The sequence below is a fragment of the Hypericibacter adhaerens genome, from assembly GCF_008728835.1.
Taxonomy (GTDB): domain Bacteria; phylum Pseudomonadota; class Alphaproteobacteria; order Dongiales; family Dongiaceae; genus Hypericibacter; species Hypericibacter adhaerens.
This window is the reverse complement of the sequence record NZ_CP042582.1, coordinates 5,201,290-5,215,466: the sequence shown is the minus strand read 5'-3', so window position 1 is coordinate 5,215,466 and position 14,177 is coordinate 5,201,290. Positions and strand designations below refer to the sequence as shown.

At 65.9% G+C, this 14,177-nt stretch carries 13 protein-coding genes; 11 read left to right on the top strand and 2 right to left on the bottom strand.

The genetic code is table 11. The annotated features are described in order from the left end of the window. Positions 1-15: 15 nt before the first annotated feature. The 3 genes from atpD to FRZ61_RS23345 all read left to right on the top strand — a co-directional run bounded on the left by atpD (position 16) and on the right by FRZ61_RS23345 (position 2,889). Entirely contained in the window at positions 16-1,440 is a 1,425-nt protein-coding gene (atpD, locus tag FRZ61_RS23355) for a F0F1 ATP synthase subunit beta (RefSeq protein ID WP_151120001.1), read from the top strand. A 44-nt stretch (positions 1,441-1,484) separates the two neighbouring features. Next, entirely contained in the window at positions 1,485-1,901 is a 417-nt protein-coding gene (locus FRZ61_RS23350; RefSeq protein ID WP_151120000.1) for a F0F1 ATP synthase subunit epsilon, read from the top strand. Between the two features lie 169 nt (positions 1,902-2,070). Beyond that, entirely contained in the window at positions 2,071-2,889 is an 819-nt protein-coding gene (locus FRZ61_RS23345; RefSeq protein ID WP_151119999.1) for an acyl-ACP desaturase, read from the top strand. 93 nt (positions 2,890-2,982) lie between these two features. Here the strand turns inward: FRZ61_RS23345 and FRZ61_RS23340 are convergent, their stop codons facing one another. Further along, the gene (locus tag FRZ61_RS23340) at positions 2,983-3,864 is read right to left on the bottom strand and encodes a LysR family transcriptional regulator (protein WP_151119998.1); all 882 of its coding nucleotides are present in this window, start codon (positions 3,862-3,864) and stop codon (positions 2,983-2,985) included. A gap of 189 nt (positions 3,865-4,053) precedes the next feature. On the opposite strand from FRZ61_RS23340, the gene FRZ61_RS23335 reads away from it, so the two are divergent. The 8 genes from FRZ61_RS23335 (at position 4,054) to FRZ61_RS23300 (ending at position 12,442) form a co-directional block, all read left to right on the top strand. Beyond that, on the top strand, positions 4,054-5,286 hold the full coding sequence (locus tag FRZ61_RS23335) for an ABC transporter substrate-binding protein (RefSeq protein WP_191909181.1): 1,233 nt from the start codon (positions 4,054-4,056) through the stop codon (positions 5,284-5,286). An 80-nt stretch (positions 5,287-5,366) separates the two neighbouring features. Further along, positions 5,367-6,314, top strand: a complete 948-nt coding sequence (locus FRZ61_RS23330; RefSeq protein WP_151119996.1) for a carbohydrate ABC transporter permease — start codon at positions 5,367-5,369, stop codon at positions 6,312-6,314. 3 nt (positions 6,315-6,317) lie between these two features. Beyond that, positions 6,318-7,178 carry a carbohydrate ABC transporter permease gene (locus tag FRZ61_RS23325; RefSeq protein WP_225308969.1) on the top strand — a complete coding sequence of 287 codons (861 nt, stop codon included), beginning with the start codon at positions 6,318-6,320 and terminating at the stop codon, positions 7,176-7,178. A gap of 39 nt (positions 7,179-7,217) precedes the next feature. Then, positions 7,218-8,339, top strand: coding sequence for an ABC transporter ATP-binding protein (locus FRZ61_RS23320; protein ID WP_151119995.1), 1,122 nt, complete (start codon positions 7,218-7,220; stop codon positions 8,337-8,339). Position 8,340: 1 nt separating this feature from the next. Continuing rightward, the gene (locus FRZ61_RS23315; protein ID WP_191909180.1) at positions 8,341-9,195 is read left to right on the top strand and encodes an amidohydrolase family protein; all 855 of its coding nucleotides are present in this window, start codon (positions 8,341-8,343) and stop codon (positions 9,193-9,195) included. 5 nt (positions 9,196-9,200) lie between these two features. Continuing rightward, positions 9,201-10,262, top strand: coding sequence for a Gfo/Idh/MocA family protein (locus tag FRZ61_RS23310; RefSeq protein ID WP_151119993.1), 1,062 nt, complete (start codon positions 9,201-9,203; stop codon positions 10,260-10,262). Then, the gene (locus FRZ61_RS23305) at positions 10,259-11,362 is read left to right on the top strand and encodes a DSD1 family PLP-dependent enzyme (RefSeq protein WP_151119992.1); all 1,104 of its coding nucleotides are present in this window, start codon (positions 10,259-10,261) and stop codon (positions 11,360-11,362) included. The genes FRZ61_RS23310 and FRZ61_RS23305 overlap by 4 nt, the downstream gene beginning before the upstream one ends. Positions 11,363-11,464: 102 nt before the next feature. Beyond that, positions 11,465-12,442: a glutamate cyclase domain-containing protein gene (locus FRZ61_RS23300; protein WP_151119991.1), complete on the top strand. Its 978-nt coding sequence runs from the start codon at positions 11,465-11,467 to the stop codon at positions 12,440-12,442. 53 nt (positions 12,443-12,495) lie between these two features. Here FRZ61_RS23300 and FRZ61_RS23295 read toward each other — a convergent pair whose 3' ends face one another. Continuing rightward, a complete protein-coding gene (locus tag FRZ61_RS23295; protein ID WP_151119990.1) occupies positions 12,496-14,001 on the bottom strand; it encodes a GMC family oxidoreductase in 1,506 nt (501 codons plus the stop codon). Positions 14,002-14,177: the final 176 nt, after the last annotated feature.

The window sequence follows — 14,177 nt, the reverse complement described above, 5'->3', positions numbered from 1 at the left end:
TAGAAGGAGCTTTCCATGGCCAAGAATCTCGTCGGCAAGATCACGCAGGTGCTGGGCGCCGTTGTCGACGTCCAGTTCGACGGCGATCTGCCCGCCATCCTGAACGCGCTCCATGTCGAGAACCAGGGCCGCCGCCTCGTGCTCGAGGTGGCGCAGCATCTGGGCGAGAACACGGTGCGCACCATCGCCATGGACTCGACCGACGGCCTGGTGCGCGGCCAGGAGGCCCAGGACACGGGCGGCCCGATCGCGGTGCCGGTCGGTCCCGAGACCCTCGGTCGTATCATGAACGTCATCGGCGAGACCGTCGATGAGCGCGGTCCCGTCAATGCCAAGACCAGCTACCCGATCCACCGTCCGGCCCCGTCCTTCGTCGACCAGTCGACCGAGGCCCAGGTGCTCGTCACCGGCATCAAGGTCGTGGATCTCCTCGCGCCTTACGCCAAGGGCGGCAAGATCGGCCTGTTCGGCGGTGCGGGCGTCGGCAAGACCGTGCTGATCATGGAGCTGATCAACAACGTCGCGAAGGCGCATGGCGGCGTGTCGGTGTTCGCCGGCGTGGGCGAGCGCACCCGCGAGGGCAACGACCTCTATCACGAGATGATCGAATCGGGCGTCATCAAGCTCGACGGCCCCGGCTCCAAGGTGGCGCTGGTCTATGGCCAGATGAACGAGCCGCCGGGAGCGCGCGCGCGCGTCGGCCTCTCGGGCCTGACGGTCGCCGAATATTTCCGCGACGAGGAAGGCCAGGACGTGCTCTTCTTCGTGGACAACATCTTCCGCTTCACCCAGGCGGGCTCCGAGGTGTCGGCGCTGCTGGGCCGCATCCCCTCGGCCGTGGGCTATCAGCCGACGCTGGCGACCGACATGGGCGCCTTGCAGGAGCGCATCACCACCACCAAGAAGGGCTCGATCACCTCGGTGCAGGCCATCTACGTGCCCGCCGACGACCTGACCGACCCGGCGCCGGCGACCTCCTTCGCCCACCTGGACGCCACCACGGTGCTGTCGCGCCAGATCGCCGAGCTCGGCATCTATCCGGCGGTCGACCCGCTCGACTCCACCAGCCGCATCCTCGACCCGCGCGTCGTGGGCGAGGACCATTATGCGGTCGCCCGCGAGGTGCAGCGCGTGCTGCAGAGCTACAAGTCGCTGCAGGACATCATCGCCATCCTGGGCATGGACGAGCTCTCGGAAGAGGACAAGCTGACGGTCGCGCGCGCCCGCAAGATCCAGCGCTTCCTGTCGCAGCCCTTCCATGTGGCCGAGGTCTTCACCGGCTCGCCCGGCAAGTTCGTGAAGCTCGAGGACACCATCAAGGGCTTCAAGGGCATCGTGAAGGGCGACTATGACGACCTGCCCGAGAGCGCCTTCTACATGGTCGGCACCATCGAAGAGGCGGTCGAGAAGGGCCGTCAGATGGCGGCCGAGGCCGCCTGAGGCGGCATCGGCGATCAGACCAGGCATAGCGGAGCGGAGCCTTCATGGCGGACAAGACGCAGTTCGAGCTGGTGTCGCCCGAGCGCCTTCTCATCTCCAAGGCGGTCGACATGGTGGTCGTGCCGGGAACCGAGGGCGATTTCGGCGTGCTGCCGGATCACGCGCCCCTCATCTCGAGCGTGCGTCCCGGCGTGATCGCCGTGTTCGAGGGCGGCCAGGTGACCGACCGCATCTTCGTGGCGGGCGGCTTCGCCGAGGTGACGGGCGAGCGCTGCACGGTGCTGGCCGAGCAGGCGGTGCCGCTGGGAGACCTCGACAAGGGCCAGATCGAGACCGAGCTCAAGGACGCCCGCGACGATTTGACCGACGCCAAGACCGACGCCGACCGGGCCGCCGCCGAGCGGGCCGTGAGCGTGGCCGAGGCCAAAATGGTAGCGGCGACCGAGGGTTCGCCCTACTAAATCCACAGGCTCGGCCGTTCGGCCGACTCGCCGGAACTCCTTATAACCGCTTGAGTTGAAAGGTTAAGGCCGATTCCAATCGGTCTTGCGGAACGGCGTGGCCGCCCGCAAAATAAGCGTTGCCGAAACGTTAATTCGCGACCGCGCGTACAAAGCTGGGTGGAAAACCATGAAGCACTGGACGCTCGATGACATTCCCTGGACTCAATTCGACCCCTCGCTGGTGGATCCGGAGCTGCTGCGGATCGTGAAGGCGGCCAGCATGGTCGAATATAACGGCGGGGATTACGCGGCCTACCTCTGCAACGTCTTCCACGACGATCCGTCCTTCCAGGACGCGGCGCGCCTTTGGGCGGTCGAGGAAGTCCAGCATGGCGCGGTGCTCGCGCGCTGGGCGGCCATGGCCGATTCCAGCTTCGACTTCGACAAGAGCTTCGCCCGCTTCAAGGACGGCTTCAAAATCTCGATCGACAAGACCCAGTCGATCCGCGGCTCGCGCGCCGGCGAACTGGTGGCGCGCTGCATCGTCGAGACCGGCACCAGCTCCTACTACACGGCGCTGATGGAAGCGGCCAAGGAACCGGTCCTGCGCGAGATCTGCCGCAACATCGCGGCCGACGAGCTGCGCCACTACAAGCTCTTCTACACGCATCTGCGCCGCTATGTGGAGGCCGAGAAGATCGGCCGCGTGCGCCGCGTCCTGGTGGCGCTCCGGCGCATCCGCGAGAGCGAGGATGACGAGCTCGCCTATGCCTATTACGCCGCCAATGGCGGCGACGAGGCGGCCTATGACCGCCGCCAGTGGGGCGCCCGCTATGCGCGCCGCGCCTACAGCTTCTACCGCCGCCACCATATCCAGCGCGGCATCTCCATGGTGCTGAAGGCGGCGGGGCTGCAGCCGCAGGGCCGGCTCGCCAACGGGCTCACCAGCGCCGTCGCCTGGTTCATGGGCTGGCGCGTGCAGCGCCTGGCGCGGGCGGGATTCTGAGCCGAAGCGAGGCTCTTTCCCCTTGGGGGCAAGAGCAACGTCGATCCTGGCCGGCCTGGCGTGTCTTCCGATTCGATCCGACCGGGCAGGGTGCTAGCGCGCGCTTAAGGCCCGGGCCGTCGCAATGACCGTATCCACCATCCGGCCTGCACGGTCGAGCTGGTAGGCGCCGAAGAGCCTCGGGCGCCCGATCTGCGGATGCGCCTTCAATATCTGCAAACTGCCGCGCGTACGCCGCGGCAGAATCGGCTTGGGCAGCAGGCTCACGCCCTCGCCCGCCATCGTGAGCCGCAGGATCACCGACAAGCTGTTGCAGGTGCTCAGCCGGGTCGCCTCAAGCCCGGCGGTGGCGAACCAGTCCCTCAGCAGGGTGATGAGATTCGACGGGTCGGGGTTGGTGAATATCTCATGATGCAGGAGGTCGCGCGGCCTCACGGGACGATCGGGCAGACCGAGCTTGGCACTGGCGACCCAGACGCATTCGATCGTTCCGATCGGCTCTTTCCCGACATGCGCCGCGACCTCCGGGTCCGCCACAATCGCCACGTCGAGCTCGCGGTCGTTCAGCATCTGGCTGAGCACGCTGCTGTTGTCGATCGTCAGCGCCACGCTCAGATCGGGGTACTGCTTGCGCAGCGAAGCCAGCAGGGCCGGCATGGAGGTGAGGCCGAAACTGTCGGGCGCGCCGAGCCGCAGCCGTCCGCGGAGCGGATCCTCGAGCGCGGCCTTGAGGTGCAACTCCTCCGAGAGGCCGACCATGCGCTCGGCATGCGGCAGCAGGTGACGACCCTCGGTCGTCAGCTTGGCCAGCCGGCCCGCTCGTTCGAACAGCTTCACGCCCAGCGCCTTCTCCAGCCCCCGCACCCGAAGGCTGATCGTCGGCTGCGCCAGGTTCAGCCGCGCCGCGGCGGCATGGAAGCCGCCCAGGCGGGCGATCCAGTAGAAGGCTTCGATCTGGCTGAGCGTGGCGCGCATTGATTGGATATTCCTATCGGATGGCGGTCAAAATTTCAATTTGTCCCAATCGAAAGCCGCACCTAGCATCGCTTCGGGCACTGTGACGGTGCCGTGAAAGCGGGCGGTATGAACGCCCTACAAACGGGGAAGCAGGGGATGAATCGAGGGAGATTGGGCTTTTGTGCCGCCGTCTTGGCGCTGGCCGTCATGGGTGGCGCGACCGCCAAGGCCGAGGACATCACGCTGACGGTCTGGAGCCATGAAGCAGACGAGACCGCGAAGGTCGCGCTGCGGGAACAGGCTGCCCGGAATCTCGAGGCGAGCCACCCCGGGGTCCATGTCAAGATCACCTGGTATGAAAAGGACGGGCTCGATTCGGCGTTGCGGACCGCGCTCCCGGCCGGCGAGGGCCCTGACGTCTTCTATGTGGAGCCCGGCGAGACCCAGTACATCACGGGGGGCTTCATCGCGCCGCTCGACGATCTGGTGGACTGGAGCAACATCTACGACTGGGCGCGGGCCGTCTGGAAAATCGACGGCAAGACCTGGGCCCTGCCGGAAGAGGCCTATACCGACGAGCTCTACTACAACAAGGACTGGCTGAAGAAGCTCGGCGTGAGCCTGCCGGCGAACGCGCAATTCAGCCAGGCGGAATTCCTCGATCTGATCAAGAAGGCGCGTGCTGCCGACATGACGCCGATTTCCCAGGGCGTGGGCGACCGACCCTATCCCGGTGCCTACATCCTCGCCGAAGCGCTGCTGCGCAAGCTGGGTGCCGAGGATTACGGCAAGCTGCTGACGGGCGAGCTGTCCTTCGAGGATCCGCGCGTGGTTGCCGCGTTCACCTGGGTCAAGGAGCTGGTCGATGCCGGCGCCTATCCGAAGAACTTCATGACGCTGAAGCTCGGCGAGTCGCACCAGTATTTCTATCGGAAGCCGGGTTCATTGCTGTTTCCGATGGGCAGCTTCTATACCGGCCGCGCCTTCGTTCCCGTCGATCAAGGCGGCCAGGCCGCGGATTTCCCGCTCGGGATCATGCAGTTTCCGGCGATGGACGACGCGGCCTGCAACGAGTGCAAGACGGTGGCCGTCGGCGCGAGCTTCGCGATCAATGCCGCCAGCAAGCACAAGGACCTCGCCGCCGCCTATCTCAACGAACTGGCCAAGCCCGAGATGGGCAAGCGCTGGATGGAGACCGTTTACCTCCAGACCGCCGTCAAGACCGCCGGCATTCAGTTCAGCGGACCCTATGCTGCCTATTTCACCGAGCTGATGGAGCGGCAGAACGGGGCGAAATACTTCACCGGAATGCCGGTCGACATTCTCACCGGGCAGTGCAAGGAAACCTTCGCTCAGGTGATGAACAAGGCCTTCCCGGGCGGTCTGCTCACCGTCGACGACGCGGTCAAGGCGATGAACGAAGCCTGCTATAAGCATTAGCACCGCTTGACACGCCCGGCCGGTGCGTCGATCGGATCGACCGCGCCGGCCGGGCATTTCATCTGCAGCCCGGAACAATCATGTCCGCTGACGTCGCGAATACGGCATCCGTTCCGTCCAAAGGCAGTGCGGGGATCGGGGCGAGGCAGGCCTCACCCGGGACCATCGCGGTCTTTCTGGCCCCCGCCGCGGTGATCTACGCCGGCTTCATCTTCTATCCCGTGCTCCGCACCCTCTATAACAGCCTCCATACGGTGGGCGCTCAGGGCGTCTCGACCTTCGTCGGCACCGAGAACTACATCCAGCTCCTCACCCACGATTCGGTCTTTTGGCGCGCGGTCGGCAACACCGCCGTCTTCACGGTCGTCGGCACGATAGCCGACGTGCTCGGCGGATTGCTGCTCGCCTTGTGCCTGTTCTCCCGCGCGCCCTTCGCGCGAGCGCTGCGCATCGTCTGGTTCACGCCGGTACTGATGTCCTATGTCGTCGTCGGCATCATCTGGGTCTGGCTCTACGATTACGACTGGGGCCTGATCAACCTCGTGCTGCACTGGCTCGGTCTCGGCGCGCTCGAGCAATCCTGGCTGGGCGATCCCTCGACCGCGCTTTGGGCGGTGCTCGTCACCCATCTCTGGAAGTGGCTCGGCTTCAACATGATCATCTGCCTGGCCGCCCTCTATGCGCTGCCGTCCGAGGTGCTCGGCGCCGCAGAGCTCGATGCCTGCGGCTGGGTCGCCAAGCTGGTCTACATCATCATTCCCATGCTGCGCCCGACCCTGCTGAACCTTCTGGTCCTGTCCTTCATCGGCAAGATGATGATGTTCGACCTAGTCTGGATCATGACCGGCGGCGGGCCGCTCTGGGCGACCGAGACCGTTTCCACCTATGTCTACAAGCGCGCCTTCAAATGGAACACGTTCGATCTCGGCTATCCGTCGGCGATCGCTGTCCTCTGGTCTGCCATGATCGTCGTCTTCATTATCCTGATGACCCGCCTGCTCAGGCAGCGCGATCGCCTGGAGTTCTAGCCGGTGGAAACGGACCTCGGAAACCGGCGCGCGCTCGGGCTTTGGCTCGCCCATCTCCGGCGCACGCCGCTCCTGATCTTCCTGATCCTCTATACGGTAGCTACCGGCGGCCCGTTCCTGTGGGTTGCGGCGATGTCGCTGCGGACCACGCCGGAGATCTTCGACAATCCCTACGCCCTGCCGATCCCCGCGCATTGGGGGAAGTTCATCGACGCATGGACCGTTTCAAAATATGGGACCTATTTCTGGAACAGCCTGATCGTGGTCGGTGGTGCCGTGATTCTCCTGACGATCATCGGATCCATGGCGGCGCACTGCCTGGCGCGTTACCGCTTCCGCGGCAACCGGGCGGTAAGGATCGCGATCCTCAGCGGCATGATTCTTCCGCCGCAGCTTCTCATCCTCTCGCTGTTCCAGATCCTCCTGCAATTCGGTCTCTATAACAGCCTGCCGGGCGTGATCATCGCCTATGTGTCGACACAGCTCGCGATGACCGTCTACATCCTGGAAGGCTTCTTCGCGCAATTGCCGCAAGACCTGTTCGATGCGGCGCGTATGGACGGCTATTCGGAGTTCCAGATCTTCTGGCGCATCACCTTGCCGATCGGGATGCCGGCCGTCTTCACGACCATCACGCTCAACTTCATCATCCTCTGGAACGAGTTCCTGTATGCGATCGTGCTCCTGACCGACGACGACAAGCGAACCCTGCCGCTGGGCATCATGCATTTTATGGGTGCACACCAGCTCGACGTCGGCATGATCGCGACCGGACTCATGATCTCGATCGCGCCGGTCATTCTCATCTATGCCTTCTTCTCCGATATCCTCATCAAGGGGATGACGGCAGGAGCCGTGCGGTAGCGGCAGCGCTCAACTGTATCATCCGGGGCCAGGAGCATTATGGCGGTCGTCGATATCGACAAACTCTGCAAGCACTACGAGGGCGCGGCCGAACCTTCCGTGAAGGACATGAGCCTTACCGTGGCGGATCGCGAGTTCATGGTGCTGCTCGGGCCGTCGGGCTGCGGCAAGTCCTCAGCGCTCAGGATGATCGCCGGCCTGGAAGCGATCTCTTCGGGAACCGTGTCGATCGACAAGCGGCCGATCAACAACCTGCCCGCCAAGGATCGCGACATCGCGATGGTGTTCCAGTCCTACGCGCTCTATCCGCACATGACCGTGGGCGAGAATCTCGCGTTCGGCCTGCGCCGGCGGAAGGTGGCCGCCGCGGAGATCGAACGGCGGGTGAAGGACGTGGCAGCCCGCCTCGGCCTTTCCGCCTTCCTGGCCCGAAAGCCCCATGCGCTGTCCGGCGGCCAGCGACAGCGGGTGGCGCTGGGCCGCGCCATCGTGCGCGACCCCAAGGTCTTCCTGTTCGACGAACCGCTCTCCAACCTCGACGCGGCGCTTCGCGTGACCACCCGGAACGAGCTCGTCAAGCAGCAGAGCGAGCTCGGCACGACGACGATCTACGTCACCCATGACCAGGTCGAGGCGATGACCATGGGGCATCGCATCTGCATCATGAATGGCGGGCACGTCGTGCAGATCGGCAAGCCGCTCGAGGTCTATCGCAATCCCGAGGACACGTTCGTCGCGCGGTTCCTCGGTAGCCCGCCGATGAACCTCCTGCCGGCACGCCTGGAGCCGCAGGGCGCCGGCTATATGGCGCGATCCGCCGAGGGAAGCTTCTCGGTCGACGGCTATGCGCCGGCCGTGCTGGCCCGCTACGCGAACGGACCGGTCGTGCTCGGCATCCGGCCGGAGGATATCTATGAAGGAGGCCCGGCTCGTTCACCGGGCGTCCGATTTCAGCCCATCGCGGCTTCCGTTGCGGCGGTGGAGCCCCTCGGCGCCGAGACGCATCTGATCCTGACGGCACGCACGGGGGAAGAAATCATCGCTCGCATCGGCCGCGAGACCGCGCTCAGGCCCGGCGAGCACACAGATCTTCTGCTCGATACGGCGGCGATCCATCTCTTCGACCCGGCAACCACCAAAGCCATTCCCAGGAGGGCATGACGTGAGCGAGCGTTCGAAGCCGGTTCCGGCCTCAGCGGGCGGCATCGTCGATTGCCACCTCCATATCGTCGACGCCGCTCGCTTCCCGTTCACGCCGGGCGTCGGCTATACGCCGCAGCCGGGCGAATCGGGAACTCGCGAGGAACTCGCTTCGGCCTTGTCCGCGGCCGGCGTGACGCGCGCCGTGCTGGTGCAGCCCAGCTGCTATGCGTTCGACAATGCGGCCATGCTTGACGCGATGGCCTCGTCGGCAGGCCGCTACAAGGGCATTGCGGTCGTCAACGGCGACGAGAGCGATCGCGCACTGGAGAAACTGGCGGAACGCGGTGTCGTCGGCGTGCGCTTCAATCTCGGAAGCTTCGATGGCGCCGCGCTCTCCCGCCCGGATGCCCCCGCGTTGCTTTCCCGGATCAAGGCGAGGGATTGGTTCGCGCAGGTTCATGCGCGCGACGACCAGTGGCGCGGTGTTGCACCGCTGCTGTTGACCAGCGGCGTCAAGATCGTCGTCGATCACTTCGGCATCGGCGATCCCGATGCCGGCCTCGACGCGCCGGGATTCCGGTCGGTCCTCGATCTTGGCCGCGGCGGACACGCAGTCCTCAAGCTGTCGGCGCCGTTTCGCATGGTGTCCGATCCGGATCGCTACGACCGGCTCGATGCGCATGTCGAAAGGCTCTTCCGGGCGTTCGGAGAGGATATGCGCATCTGGGGCTCCGATTGGCCCTTTCTCGCCATCGATCGGAAGCTTGCCTACGAGACCACGCTCGGCTTTCTGCGCCGCTGGCTTCCGGATGCGGCGGATCGCGACCGGGTCCTTTGGCGGAACCCATCGCGGTTGTTCGGATTCGCGGAGTAAGCAGCATGGCAAAGCCTGACCGGCAGGAACAATCCCATGCCGCGCGAAGCGGCGGCTCGCTTCGCATCGGGATGGTCGGTGCGGGAATGATCAGCCAACACCATCTCATCGCCTGGTCGCGGGAGCCGCGCGCCAGGGTCGTTGCCATTTGTGATCCCGTTCTCGAGAACGCGCGAGGTCGCGCCGAAGCCTTCGGGATTCCGGCCTGCTATTGCGACCTCGAAACGATGCTGGCCGAGCAGGTGCTGGACGCCGTCGATATCGCCTCCCCGCGCGAGACCCACGTGGCGCTCGTCGAGACGGCGGCGGCGAAGGGCATCGACGTGCTTTGCCAGAAGCCGCTCGCCCCGACACTTGGCGCCGGCATTGGCCTCGCGGAGCGGATCGCCGGCCGGATCCGCCTGATGGTGCACGAGAACTGGCGGTTTCGCCCCTGGTACCGGCAGATCAAGCGGTGGCTCGATAGCGATCGTGCGGGCGACCTGCTCCAGGTCGACATGGCCATGCTGTCCTCCGGTCTCCTTCCGGATTCCGCCGGGCGCCGCCCCATCCTTGAGCGCCAGCCCTTCATGGGCCGGGAACAGCGGCTGATGGTCGCCGAGGTCATGATCCATCATCTGGACGTGCTGCGTTGGCTGTTCGGCCCGCTGACGATCCTGGGCGCCAGAACCGCGCACACGGTTCCGGAGGTTGCCGGCGAGACGCTGGCGGCGATCTTCATGGAGACCGCGGCCGGCGTGCCGATCGTCCTGCGCGGGGCGATGGACGCGGCGGGTTATCCCGAAAAAACGCTGGACCGGCTCGAGATCGTCGGCAACAGGGCGAGTGCCCTGCTCGACGGCGTCGATATCCGCTTCATCGGCGCGGAGGCGCACCAGGAAAAATTCGATTTCGCCCGCGACTACCAGGCCAGCTTCGACCGAGTGATCGCGCATTTCGCGGATGGATTGATCCTCGGCACACCCTTCGAAACCGATGTCACCGACAATCTGGAGACCCTGCGCCTCGTCGAGGAGACCTACGCCATGGCCGAGCGAACCTCTCGCGGCAAGGCGGGTTTGCGATGACGACCGCCAGCTCTCCGATCGGCATGCCCAAGGACATGCTGGACACGCCGGCGCTTCTGGTCGATCTCGACGTGATGATGGCGAACGTCGCGCGGGTCGCATCGATCTGTCGTCGCAACGGTGTGCAATGGCGGCCGCATATCAAGGGTCAGAAGACGATCGCCATCGCACGGCAGGAACTGGCGGCGGGCGCCATCGGCATCACCTGCGCCAAGCTCGGCGAGGCGGAGGTGATGGCCTCGGCTGGCATCCGCAACATCCTCATCGCGAACCAGATCGTCAGCCCGATCAAAGTGCGCCGTCTGCTCGATCTGCTGGACCGCGCGGATCCGATCGTCGCCGTCGACAGCATCGAAAACCTCCATGAGCTCGCCGATGCCGCCAAGGCGCGCGGGCGCAGATTGAACGTCGTGATCGAGGTCGATGTCGGCATGAAACGCGCCGGCGTCGGTCCGGGTGAACCGGTCCTCGCTCTGGCGCGCGCGATCGCGGGGCGTCCGGAGATCGTGTTCCGCGGCGTGATGGGCTGGGAAAGCCACACCGTGACCATCGCCGATCCGGAACAGAAGCGGCTGGCCGTCGCCGGCGCCATCGCGCAATTGACGGCGAGCGCCGATTCCTGCCGACGGGCAGGCTTCGCCGTCGACATCGTGAGCTGCGGAGGGACCGGCACCTTTCCTTACTGTGCCGAGCAGCCTGGTGTGACCGAAGTGCAGGTCGGCGGCGCGGTCTTCTCCGACATGTACTATCGCACCAAGTTCCATGTCGATTTTCCCTGCGCGCTGACAGTGCTGGCCACCGTCACGAGCCGGCCGACACCGAACCGCATCGTTCTCGATGCCGGCAAGAAGGTGATGAGCAGCGACGCGGCCATGCCCATGCCTCTGGGGCTGCCGGAGATCAGCAGCCTGCGGCTTTCGGCCGAGCATATGACGATCGAGCTGCTGAACCCGAGCGACCGGCCCAGCATCGGGGACCGCATCGAGCTGATCGTCGGCTATTCCGACACCACCGTGCATTTGCACGACGAAATCGTGGGCATCCGGGACGGCAAGGTTGAGGCCGTCTGGCCCGTGGCGGCCCGGGGGAAGTCCAAATAGCGGGGCCGGCGGCTTTCTCGGCATTTGACTTTTCGGCTGGGGCTCCCCCTTACTAGAAGGAGGATCACCCCCGATTGCTGCCGATTGGCAGCCTGAAACGCCATGGATGCTGTCGATCGCGCCATCGCGAGGCTCGAGGCGCTGTCCGGCCAGGACATCCAGAAACGCAATATCGGCCCCCTTGCCGCTCATGTTCGCGGCAATCTTGCCCGGGCGGCAGAATCGATCGCCCGCCATCCCGCCCCCAGCATCGCGATCATCACCGGCTTCTTTCTCGAGCACGGGGAGCCGCCGAATTGCGAGACCGATGGTCCGCCGGGTGCGCTCATGCTGGCGGCGGGTTTCTCTTCTGTGGGGATTCCTTGCCGGGTCGCGACGGATGTCGCCAATGCGCAGGTTGTCCTCGCGACCCGAGCCGGTGCCGAGCTCGAGGGCGAGATTCCGCTCGATATCATCTCGATGCATGAAACGGGCGGCGACGGCGGCAAGCCGCTGCCCGATGTCGACCGCCTATGGCGGGCTATGCAGCCCGCCATCACGCACGTCATCGCCATCGAACGCTGCGGGCCGTCCCTCGACGGCGCGCCGCGCGATGCGCGCGGCGTGGACATCACGAACTACAATGCGCCGCTGGAACGGCTGTTCAACGGCGGGCCATGGACGACGATCGGTATCGGCGATCTCGGCAATGAAATCGGCATGGGCAGCCTTCCCCACGACCTGGTTGCCAAGAACATAGCGGGCGGCGACAAGCTCTGGTGCCATGTCGGCTGCGACTATCCCATCGTCGGCGGCGTCTCGAACTGGGCGGGCGCCGCGCTTCTGGGCGCGGTCGCCCTACTTTGGCCCGGGCCGGCCACGGGGATGCTGGACTCCATCAGGCCGGAATTCGGCAGGCGCCTGCTGGAAGCGGCGGTTCGCAATGGCGGTGCCGTGGCTTCGGACCGCGTTGGCGGCACGCCCCGCCCCCAGCTCTTCGTCGATGGCCAGCCCTGGTCCGTTCTCGAGCAGATCCACGAGGAGATCTACGACGCTTGCGTCCGGACAATGGAAATCCGTGATCCGGCAGGTCGCGAATAACGCGAGACGCGCAGGGACGACCTGGACGGCACGATATATGCCCTGGTCGAGCCTCAGGTCAGCCAGCTCGCGATCCGCTCGGCCACGAGCACGGTCGGAATGTTGGTATTGGCCCGGGGCAGCGCCGGCATGATCGAGGCGTCGGCGACATAGCCATCCTCGAGGCCGTGGATCTTCCCGCGCGCATCGACCACGGCGCCGGCGGCCGGATCGCTGCCCATGGCGCAACTGCCGGCCGGGTGCCAGTAATGGACGACCCGCGCCCGGATCCAGCCTTCCCGCGCGCGGCGGTCGCCCAGGATAGCGGCGTCGAACGGCGCTCCGAGCCATCGGGCGAGCGGCGTCTGGGATGCGAGCTGCCGGATGAGCTCGACGCCGTCGGCCAGCACGGCCAGATCGTGGCCTTCCGCGTCGCTCAGGTGGCGGTGCTCGATCAGCGGTGCCGCGGCCGGATCGACCGAGGCCAGCCGGAGCTGCCCGCGCGAGCGCGGCAGCAGGCCCGCCGCATAGATCTGCCAGCGCCAGGCATCGCTGCCATCGGCGACGCGCCCGCCCTCGGAGAAGAGATGGAGATCGAAGCTCTCCCGGGCCTGCCGCGAGCGCGCCTTGACGATGACGAGCTCTTCCGGCGTCCAATGGCTGCGCTCGAAGGCGGCGCTCGCCGCCTCGAGCTCCCGCGAGCCGGGAAAGGCCACGGCGACCGCCGGGTGATCCTGGAGATTGCGTCCCACCCCCGGCAAGGCATGCGCGACCCGGAGCCCGTGCGGCTCGATCAGCCGGGGATCGCCGATGCCCGAGCGCAGCAGGATCGCGGGTGAACCGTAGGCGCCGGCCGCGAGCACGGTGCGGCGGGCGCGCACCTCGTGCAGGGTCCCGTCGATGATCGCCTCGGCCCCGGCCACGCGGCCGCGCTCGAGGAGAAGGCGGTTGATCAAGGCGCTGCCCCGGATCGTCAGGCCGCGACGGTTGCGCACCGGATCGAGATAGGCGAAGGCCGTGTTCCAGCGGATGCCGCGCTGGTTGTTGACCGGGCAATAGGCGACCGCTTCGTCCTCGGCCATATCGTTCATGTCGGCCGAGGCTGCGAAGCCCGCGGCCCGCGCGGCGTCATGGACCGCCCGCTGATAGGGCGGAATCTCCTCCGCCTCGTAGCGCCTCACCTTGAGGCGCCGGTCGACCGCCTGCAGCAAAGGAAGGACCTCGCCGGCGCTCCAGCCGGCATTGCCGGCGGCGGCCCAGCCGTCATAGTCCCAGTGCGTGCCCCAGACAGCGCTGCAGCCGTTATGGGCGGAGCAGCCGCCGATGACGCGCGCGCGCTCATAGGCGACACGGCGCCCGGGCAGGAAGGGGCCGCTGTCATAGCCCCAATCATGCGAAACCGGGATGCGGCGCGCATCGAGCAGCTCGCGCGGCCAATGTCCCTCGTGCAGCGACCCGTAGTCGGGGCCGGCCTCCAGCAGCAGAATGGTGTCGCTTGATCGTTCGGCGATAAGCCCGGCAAGCGCGCATCCCGCGGTGCCGCCACCAAGGATGAGCGTATCCACATGCGCTGGCATCATGCCTGCAAGCCCCCTTCGACCTTCATGGTGTCGGGCCTTCTCCCGCGCATGGAGATGGACCGCCTCTTTAAGGCGGCGCCCGATGAAGAGACCCTAGCGGCTTGATGTTGTTAATTGAACCCCATCGAAAGTTTGAGCCAAGTTTCGCCGGTGCTTGTTTCAAACTGACGCGACGT